Source organism: Bradyrhizobium sp. STM 3809 (assembly GCF_000239795.1).
Taxonomy (GTDB): Bacteria; Pseudomonadota; Alphaproteobacteria; order Rhizobiales; family Xanthobacteraceae; genus Bradyrhizobium.
Genome location: NZ_CAFJ01000311.1, coordinates 1 through 8,470 on the forward strand (window position 1 = coordinate 1; position 8,470 = coordinate 8,470).

Annotated in this window: 9 protein-coding genes; 7 read left to right on the forward strand and 2 right to left on the reverse strand. The window is 67.3% G+C overall.

The window, feature by feature from the left end:
• Positions 1-136: 136 nt before the first annotated feature.
• The 3 genes from BRAS3809_RS17365 to BRAS3809_RS17375 all read left to right on the forward strand — a co-directional run bounded on the left by BRAS3809_RS17365 (position 137) and on the right by BRAS3809_RS17375 (position 2,316).
• The gene (locus tag BRAS3809_RS17365; protein ID WP_008963405.1) at positions 137-1,366 is read left to right on the forward strand and encodes a GGDEF domain-containing protein; all 1,230 of its coding nucleotides are present in this window, start codon (positions 137-139) and stop codon (positions 1,364-1,366) included.
• Between the two features lie 68 nt (positions 1,367-1,434).
• A complete protein-coding gene (locus tag BRAS3809_RS17370; RefSeq protein ID WP_008963406.1) occupies positions 1,435-1,737 on the forward strand; it encodes an antibiotic biosynthesis monooxygenase family protein in 303 nt (100 codons plus the stop codon).
• Between the two features lie 15 nt (positions 1,738-1,752).
• Entirely contained in the window at positions 1,753-2,316 is a 564-nt protein-coding gene (locus BRAS3809_RS17375; protein ID WP_008963407.1) for an HD domain-containing protein, read from the forward strand.
• Positions 2,317-2,321: 5 nt separating this feature from the next.
• Here BRAS3809_RS17375 and BRAS3809_RS17380 read toward each other — a convergent pair whose 3' ends face one another.
• Complete coding sequence (locus BRAS3809_RS17380; protein ID WP_035656567.1) at positions 2,322-3,602, reverse strand: MFS transporter; 1,281 nt, start codon at positions 3,600-3,602, stop codon at positions 2,322-2,324.
• 534 nt (positions 3,603-4,136) lie between these two features.
• Here BRAS3809_RS17380 and BRAS3809_RS17385 point away from each other — a divergent pair.
• Positions 4,137-5,306, forward strand: coding sequence for a M20 aminoacylase family protein (locus BRAS3809_RS17385; RefSeq protein WP_008963409.1), 1,170 nt, complete (start codon positions 4,137-4,139; stop codon positions 5,304-5,306).
• Between the two features lie 11 nt (positions 5,307-5,317).
• Here the strand turns inward: BRAS3809_RS17385 and BRAS3809_RS17390 are convergent, their stop codons facing one another.
• On the reverse strand, positions 5,318-6,478 hold the full coding sequence (locus BRAS3809_RS17390) for an AI-2E family transporter (RefSeq protein ID WP_008963410.1): 1,161 nt from the start codon (positions 6,476-6,478) through the stop codon (positions 5,318-5,320).
• Between the two features lie 231 nt (positions 6,479-6,709).
• Here BRAS3809_RS17390 and BRAS3809_RS17395 point away from each other — a divergent pair, with 231 nt between their 5' ends.
• From BRAS3809_RS17395 to BRAS3809_RS35895, 3 genes are all read left to right on the forward strand, one after another.
• Positions 6,710-7,480 (forward strand): gamma-glutamyl-gamma-aminobutyrate hydrolase family protein, encoded by a 771-nt coding sequence (locus BRAS3809_RS17395; protein WP_008963411.1) that lies wholly within the window; start codon positions 6,710-6,712, stop codon positions 7,478-7,480.
• A gap of 80 nt (positions 7,481-7,560) precedes the next feature.
• Positions 7,561-8,169, forward strand: a complete 609-nt coding sequence (locus BRAS3809_RS17400) for a hypothetical protein (protein WP_008963412.1) — start codon at positions 7,561-7,563, stop codon at positions 8,167-8,169.
• 60 nt (positions 8,170-8,229) lie between these two features.
• Entirely contained in the window at positions 8,230-8,454 is a 225-nt protein-coding gene (locus BRAS3809_RS35895; protein ID WP_139017371.1) for a hypothetical protein, read from the forward strand.
• Positions 8,455-8,470 lie beyond the last annotated feature (16 nt).

The following is an 8,470-nucleotide window of genomic DNA, read 5'->3' on the forward strand; positions in this document are numbered from 1 at the left end:
GCGAGTTGTGACGAGCTTTTCGAGAAAACTTGGCATCCCAGGCAAACCTCTTCCCAACAGACCGCCCGGTAGGTTGATCGCGATAAGGCGGCGCTAACCCTTAGTTTCCGCGCCGCCGCAGCCACCGAGGTGACGCATGGCACTCGACAGCATGACGCTCGACATCGTAGCGACAATGGTCGCGGCGCTGCTTGGCGCCATGTTGCTGTATTTCGGACGGCAGGAGAACACGCCCGCGCTGCGCTGGTGGGGAGCTGCCTATATCCTCGGCGCGGTCGCGATCGCGCTGTGGACCTTGATCGGCGACCTCTACGGCGAGGTGGTCTCGCTGTTCCTGAGCTCGATCGGCCTGATCGCGACCGCCATGGTGTGGAACGCGGCGCGGGTCTTCCACGGCAAATCGCCGAGCGTGACCGGGCTGGCGATCGGGGCGATCGTGTGGATCGCCTCCGGCATGCTGCTCGATCCCGCGGCGCAGGCGCTGCGTCTCACGATCGGCGCCGCCATCGTCGTGATCTATGCGACGCTCACCGCGGCGCAGCTGTGGCAGGAGCGGCGCCGCACGCTGCAGAAGCGCTGGCCGGCGCTGTTGGTGCCGGCGATGCACGGCTTCGTCCTGATGCTGCCGATCCTGCTCGGCAACATGCTGCGCGACGGCGACGGCGCCTTTGCCGCCGCCTGGGTGACGATCTTCTCGATCGAGCTCGTGCTGTACGCCGTCGGCACGGTGTTCGTGATCTTCATGCTGGTGTCCGAGCGCATCGTCTCTGCGCACAAGCGCGCGGCGACCACCGATCCGCTGACCGGGCTGCTCAACCGCCGCGGCTTTGCCGATGCCTGCAACCAGCTGATCGAGCGCGAGGCGCGCGAGGCGAGGCCCGTGAGTGTCCTGATCTTCGATATCGATCATTTCAAGTCGATCAATGACCGCTTCGGCCATGCCGAGGGCGACGATGTCCTGAAGATCTTTGCCAAGGTCGTGGCCGACAATCTGCGGCTGACCGACCTGTCGGGGCGGATCGGCGGCGAGGAGTTCGCGGCGCTCTTGCCGTGCTCGATCGAGGAGGCGATGGTCGCCGCCGAGCGCGTGCGCGAGGCCTTCGCGGCCTCCGGCGTGGTGTGCGAGGAGAAGCCGGTCGACACCACGGTCAGCATCGGCGTGGCCGGTGGGCCCGCGGGCACCGAACTCGATGTGCTGCTCGCTGCGGCCGACACCGCGCTCTACAAGGCCAAGCGCTCGGGCCGCAATCGCGTCGAGGCTTCGGCGGAACTGCCGCTGTCGCTGGAGCGCTACCGCCGCCAGCGCGCGGCTGCAGCGTCGGCCGCCGCGCCTGCGGCTCCAGGGCAGGCGGCGATCTCCAGCTGACGCGGCTTCCGCTGCCCCGGGGTCTGGGCTAGACAAGCGCTCCAGACACCAGGGGAGGCCGACCAAGCATGATCACGGAAATCGCCCAGATCGACGTCAAGCCCGGCACGGAGAAGGATTTCGAGGCTGCGGTTGCCAAGGCGCGCGCCGCCTTCGGCCGCTCCAAGGGCTTTCACGGCTTCGAGCTGCACAGATCGATCGAGAAGCCGCAGCGCTACCGGCTGATGGTGAAGTGGGAGACGCTGGAAAACCATACGGTGGATTTCCGCGGCTCGGAGAATTTCACCGAATGGCGCGGCCTGGTCGGCCAGTATTTCGCCGCGCCGCCGGATGTCGAGCACACCGAGACAGTGCTGACCTCGGCCGGCTGAGCCGCGGAGCGCGCCATGACTCGTGACGAGCTGGTCGCCGCCTATTCCGCGGCGGGGCGGCACTATCATGGCCTTGCTCATATCGAGGATTGCCTGGCGCGCCTCGATGCCGTCACCGGTCTGAGCCCGCGCGATCGCGAGATCCTGAGTCTCGCGATCTGGTGGCACGATGTGGTCTATGACCCCACGCGCGCCGACAATGAGGAGCAGAGCGCTGATCTCGCCGAGCGTCACGTGCCGCCTGAGCTGCGCGACGAGGTCGGCCGCCTGATCCGGCTGACCCGCACTCACGACGTCGCGCCGGGCGACAGGCGCGGCGCGCTGCTCGTCTCGATCGATCTCGCCGTGCTCGGCGCCGATCAGGCGACCTACGACGCCTATGCGAGCGCGATCCGGCGCGAATACGCGCATGTACCCGACGACGTCTACCGCGCGGGCCGTGCCGCCGTGCTTCGACGGTTTGCCAGCCGCCCGGTGATTTATGCGGATGCGGAGTTCGCGGCCGCGCTCGAGCAGCGGGCGCGCGCCAACCTCGCGCGCGAGCTGCGCGCGCTCCAATGGCCGCCGGCGGCGGGCTGACGCGCTCACGCTCGCTCGCGGTACATGGCGATTCCGAGCAGGCCGACCGCCGCTGCGAAGAGGATGTAGTAGACCGGGGCGGACTTGTCGCCCGTGACCTGCACCAGCCAGGTATTGATGAACGGCGCCAGGCCGCCGAACAGCATCACGCCGAGATTGTACATCAGCGACGCGCCGGTGGCGCGGACCCCGACAGGGAAGATCTCGGTCATGAACGCCGGCAACGCGCCGCCGAGCACGCCGAGGATCAGGCCGACGGTCTGTAGCTGCCAGAGGTGCGCGGTGCTCGGCTCGGCCACCAGCTGTTTGAACAGCAAGACGTAGAAGATCGGATAGAGCAGCAGCGCCGGCACGATGACGCGTCGCCGGCCGATGCGGTCCGACAGCATGCCCGAGGCGAGACCGAGCGGAATGTTGCTGAGGCTGACCACGAGCAGCCCGAGCTGCGCGTCGGCCAGCGGCAACTTGAGCTCGCTCGCGGCATAGGCCGGCAGGAAGACGCCGCCGACATAGTAGATCGCCGTACCAGCCGCGATCAGGCCGAACGAGGCCATCAGCTCGCGCGGATGCTCCGCGAACAGCTGCCCGAGCGGGGTCCTTTTTGCGGGCGCCGCACTCGCTGCCCGCTCCGCCAGATAGGCCTGGAATTCCGGCGATTCGTCGCATCTCCGGCGCAAATACCAGCCGACGGGCCCGATCAGGATCCCCAGGATGAACGGCACCCGCCAGCCCCAGCTGGCGAAATCCGCAGCCGGAAGCGTCTTGCCGAGCGCGACCGCCAGCAACGCGCCGAGTGCGAAAGCGAGCGCCTGCGACACGGTCTGGAAGGCGCCATAGAAGCCCTTGCGCCCGGGCGGCGCGAACTCGATCAGCATGGCGCTCGCCGAGCCGAACTCGCCGCCGGCCGAGAAACCCTGGATCAGTCGCGCGAGCAGCAGCAGGAGCGGCGCGGCAATGCCGATCGATTCGAAGGTCGGCAGCACGCCGATCAGGCCGGTGCCGATGGCCATCATCGTGATCATCGCGACCAGCGCCGCCTTGCGCCCGTAGCGGTCGGCGTACAAGCCGAACACCAGTCCACCGAGCGGGCGCGCCACGAAGGCGAGCCCGAACACGGCAAAGGTGGAGAGCAGCGAGGCCAATGGATCGCCGGCGGGAAAGAACAGCTTGCTGATGGTTGCGGCGAACAGCCCGAACACGGTGAAGTCGAACCATTCGAGCGCATTGCCGATGGTCGAGGAGATCACGACACGGCGGCGCATCGCATCGCTTACGGCCTGTTGCATCGCTCAACCATCCGTTCGAGTCATGCGGCTGCGCGCTCCACTCCCGGCGCAGGCAGCCATGCTGGGCCATGCGCATGTTCAAGCGACGCCCGACCGTCTGCACAACGGCGAGCGGTCGGCCTGAACTCTGCGCGCAAATGAGATTCGGATCATGCGGCGCCAGTCACGCGATCGCATCGTCTCGAGAAGATGATGAACAACCGACGTGCACAGCGCAGACAACTTGCATCATCCGATCAGAGCAGGGCGTGCTTTTCAAGTGAGGTTCCTTGAAATCCACGCTGGCGCCGGATCGCATCGCTGCTGTTGCAACCTGCGCGAAAGCGAACCTCCGATCAGCGGTGGGAATGCAACCCGCGCAACAGCCGCATGAGCGAATGAGGCTTGCATTTCAATGCTGCTCAACGTGCAATGAGTCCGAACGCCCTCGCCGGGGCACCGCGCCGCCGTGCCGCTTGCGCCCGATCGACGCGGCTGCGGATGCACCACGCTTACAATTCGAATCGAGCCGCGCTCGTCACTGGGAATATCAACATGCCGATCATCAACCGCGCCGCTGAGCTCGCCGAGGACGCCAAGGTCTGGCGCCGGGATTTCCACCAGCATCCCGAGCTGCAATACGAGGTGCACCGGACGGCCGCGCGCGTCGCCGAGCTGCTGACGTCGTTCGGCGTCGACGAGGTTGTGACAGGCATCGGCCGCACCGGTGTCGTCGGCGTCATCCGCGGCCGCGAGCCGTCGTCCCGGGTGATCGGCCTGCGAGCCGACATGGATGCGCTGCCGCTGCAGGAGACCAGGGACATCCCGCACAAATCGACCATTCCGGGCCGGATGCACGCCTGCGGGCATGATGGCCACACGGCGATGCTGCTCGGCGCGGCGCGCTATCTCGCCGAGACGCGCAACTTCGCCGGCACTGCCGTCGTGATCTTCCAGCCGGCCGAGGAGGGCGGGGCCGGCGGCCGCGCGATGGTCGAGGACGGCCTGATGGAGCGCTTCGGCATCGAGGAGGTCTATGGCCTGCACAATGCGCCGGGCATGCCGCTCGGCAACGTCTCGACGCGCGTCGGCGCCGTCATGGCGGCCGCCGACACCTTCGAGGTGCGCCTCAAGGGCCTCGGCGGCCACGCCGCACGCCCGAACAAATGCGTCGACCCGATCATCGCCGGCGCGCAGATCGTGACCGCGTTGCAGACCATCGTGGCGCGCAACGTCGATCCGGTCGAGAGCGCGGTGCTGTCGATCACGCGCTTCCATGCGGGGACCTCGGCCGACAACATCATCCCGCAGACCGCTGTCATCGGCGGCACCGTGCGCACGCTCGACGAAGAGGTCCGCCGCCTGATGGACGAGCGCTTCAAGAGCGTCGTGACAGGGCTTGCGAACGGCATGGGCGTCGAGGTCGAGATCGACTACGAATGGGGTTATCCCGTCGTCATCAACCACGCCGAGCAGACCGCGTTCGCGGCCCAGGTGGCGCGCAGCGTCGTCGGGCCGGACCAGGTCAACACCGACATGCCGCCGCGGCTCGGCGGCGAGGATTTTGCCTACATGCTGCAGGCCCGGCCGGGCGCCTTCGTGTTCATGGGCATCGGCGACGGTGCGGGCGTGCATCACCCCGAATACGACTTCAACGACGACGTGATCCCGCACGGCATCAGCTATTGGGCCAAGCTCGTCGAGACGGCGATGCCGGCTGGCTGAACGGCCGACGCTCAGATCGCCGCCGCGGCGTCCTCGGTGTGGCGGTCGCTCTTGAAATAGTCGATCATGACCTTGGCGATCGCCATCAGCGGCAGCGCCAGCGTCAGGCCCCAGACACCGAACACGATGCCGAGCAGGATCTGGAACGCGAACAATGTCGCCGGCGGGATGTCCAGCGCCTGGCGCTGGATCAGCGGCGTCAGCACATAGCTCTCCATCGCGTGCACGCCGAGGAACAGCACGAAGGCCGAGACGGCCGCGACCCAGCCCGAGGCGAGGCTGGCCAGCACCACGATGACGCCGGCGATGATCGCGCCGACGGTCGGGATGAAGGCGAGCAGGCCGGCCTGGATGCCGAGGATGAACGAGCTCTGCACGCCGATGATCGCAAGCCCGATCCAGGTCACCAGGAACACCGCGAACATCGTGGTGATCTGCGCGATCAGCCAGCGCTCGAGCGTGTAGCTGATGCGGTCGATGATCACGGTGGCCTGGTCGCGGTACTTCGCCGGCGCCAGGAACAGCAAGCCGCTGCGATACACCGCCGGCTGGGCGGCAAAGGCGAGGCCCAGGAACAGCACGATGAAGAAGTTGCCGACGGCGCTCACGGTGCCCAGCAGCAGCTTGAAGGTCTGGCTGACGATCGCGCCGCCGGAGGAGGCCAATGCGCTCGGCGAGGGCAGGCCGCCCGGGAGGCCATGGGACGGCGCCTGCGTCGGCGTGGTCGAGCCGCCGTCGGGGGCGGAGGTCGCCTGCGTCCCGGCGTTGAAGTCGAAGAAGCTCGTATCGATGCCGTTGCGGTCGAGGAAGCCCTTGATGTTGCCGAGCTGCGACTTGATCGTGTCGCTGAGCACCTTGGCCTGCTCGGCAATGGTGGTGCCGCCGAGGAAGACGATGCCGACGAGCAGGGCCGCCAGCGCCAGACAGACGATGGCGAGCCGCAGCGGATGCGGCCAGGGCAGCACACGGCCGAGCAGGGTCGTCATCGCGTTGAGCGCGACGCCGAGCAGCATGCCGGAGAACAGCAGGAACAGCGCGGCAGCGTAATACCAGCTGAAGGCGAGCGTCGCCATGAACAGGATCACGCCGATGCCGCCCACCGTGATGGCCCAAGCCAGGTCGCTGCGGTGCTCGCTGCGGGCCTGGAGGCGCGGGTCTGCGGGGGCGGTCATGCGGCATCCTCTGTGCTGATCGGCCGCCCCACATTGGCGAAAACCGCTGCCGGATCAAGCGCGGGCTTGCGGCATGGTGTTGCATGTCGACATCCGCCGCGTTGTCCGGAAACGGCATTGGGGACCCGCGCGCGCGTCGGTTGATCCGGCAGGGGGACAGGGGCATGATTTGCGAAAGGCATGATTTGTGCCTTCCGCGGGAGAGAAACGGAAAAAACGGAAAAGAGGGCCATGAAGCGTCCGGTCGTCGGCGTGATCGGCAACAGCCATCGCGTCGAGAACAGGTTCACCGTGCAGATGGTGGGCGAGCGCAATCTGAGCGCCGTGGCCGAGGTCGCCGGCGCGCTGCCGCTGATGTTTGCCGGCGTGCCGGAGATTACCGACATCGCGGCGCTGCTCGACGTCGTCGATGGCGTGGTGCTGACCGGCGCCCGCGCCAACGTGCATCCGACGCGCTTCAACACCGAGCCGAGCGTGAAGCACGAACCCTACGATGTCCACCGCGACGAGGTCGCGCTGCAGCTGTCGGAGGCCTGCGTCGCCAGGGGCATTCCGCTGTTCGGCATCTGCCGTGGCCTGCAGGAGATGAACGTCGCCTTCGGCGGTTCGCTGCATCCGGAGATCCGCGAGATTCCCGGCCGCATGAACCATCGCATGCCGAGGCTGGAGAACGGCGAGATTCACCCCGACCCGACCGTCGTGTTCGCCGACCGCCACGAGGTCAAGCTGACGCCCGGCGGCGCCTTCGCAGCGATCCTCGGCTGCGACTGCATCAAGGTGAACTCGCTGCACGGCCAGGGCATCCTCGAGCCCGGCGATCGCGTGATCATCGAGGGCATCGCCGAGGACGGCACCATCGAGGCGATCCGCATCGCCGAGGCGCCGAGCTTCGCGCTGGGTGTCCAATGGCACGCCGAGTACGACCCGCAGAAGAACCCGATCAATCGCAAGCTGTTCGAGGCCTTTGGCGAGGCGGTAAGGAAGCGGCGTCTGGCGGCCTGACATCCGCGGTGAACCGGCGTCGTGCCGCGCCAGACCAAGCTGCTGGGTCACCTCCTCATGCTCCCGACGAAAGGTCCTGGATGCGCCACGTCTTGATCATTGCGGCCTTGTTTCTTGCCTCTCCCGCCCTTGCGCAGACAGCGCCGCCGACCGAAGGACCGATCAGCTGCACGTCGCCCATCGCGGCCACCGACACCGCCAACAGCCTCAAGCAGCGTTTTGGCGACGAGGCGGTGATGCAGGATCTGCCGGGCGCGGAGGGCGAGACGTACAAGGGGCTGGTGCTGTTTCCGCGCGCGATGGACCGCCGCATCGAGGTCGGCTTCATCGAGGACAAGGCGGCGACGGTGTCCGGCTTCACCCTGCGCGACACGGCCAAGACGAGCCGCTGGAGCGTTGCCGGCATCAGCATCGGCGCGAGCCTCGCGGCCGTCCAGAAAGCCAACGGCAAGCCTTTCGCGGTGGCGGGCTTCGGCTGGGACTATGGCGGCTACGTCACCGACTTCAAGAACGGCGCACTGGGGCGGACTCTGCCGGGCGGCTGCTCGGTGACGATACGCTTCGGCACCGAAAAGGACACGCCCCGGGCCCTCTCGGGTGATGGTGTGAAGGTGACGTCCGATAACCCGGCGCTGCTGAAGCTCGCGCCTGTGGTGACCGAGATCGGCGTGAATTTCGCTGCGAAGTGATCGCGGTCGTCCCTGCCGCGGGAAAGCGCCACCCGGCCATCGGGAGGATCCGTCACAGCCTTGAAATCGCGCAAGCCGATCTTGGTTCACGGCATTTTCGTCCGGAGCGAGGGCGAGTTGCCGATCTCGTCCTGGGGTAGGTCGGCCGACGATCCGGTGATCCTGGTCGGCCATTGTGCCGAAGCCCATGCCTGTCTCGCTGATCCACCACACGATGTTTCCAAACGGCCCGCCGCAGTCCCGCGGCGCATCCGCGCCCGGGTCATGCTGCAATCATCGCCCTGAGAGGGCGCGGGGAAGA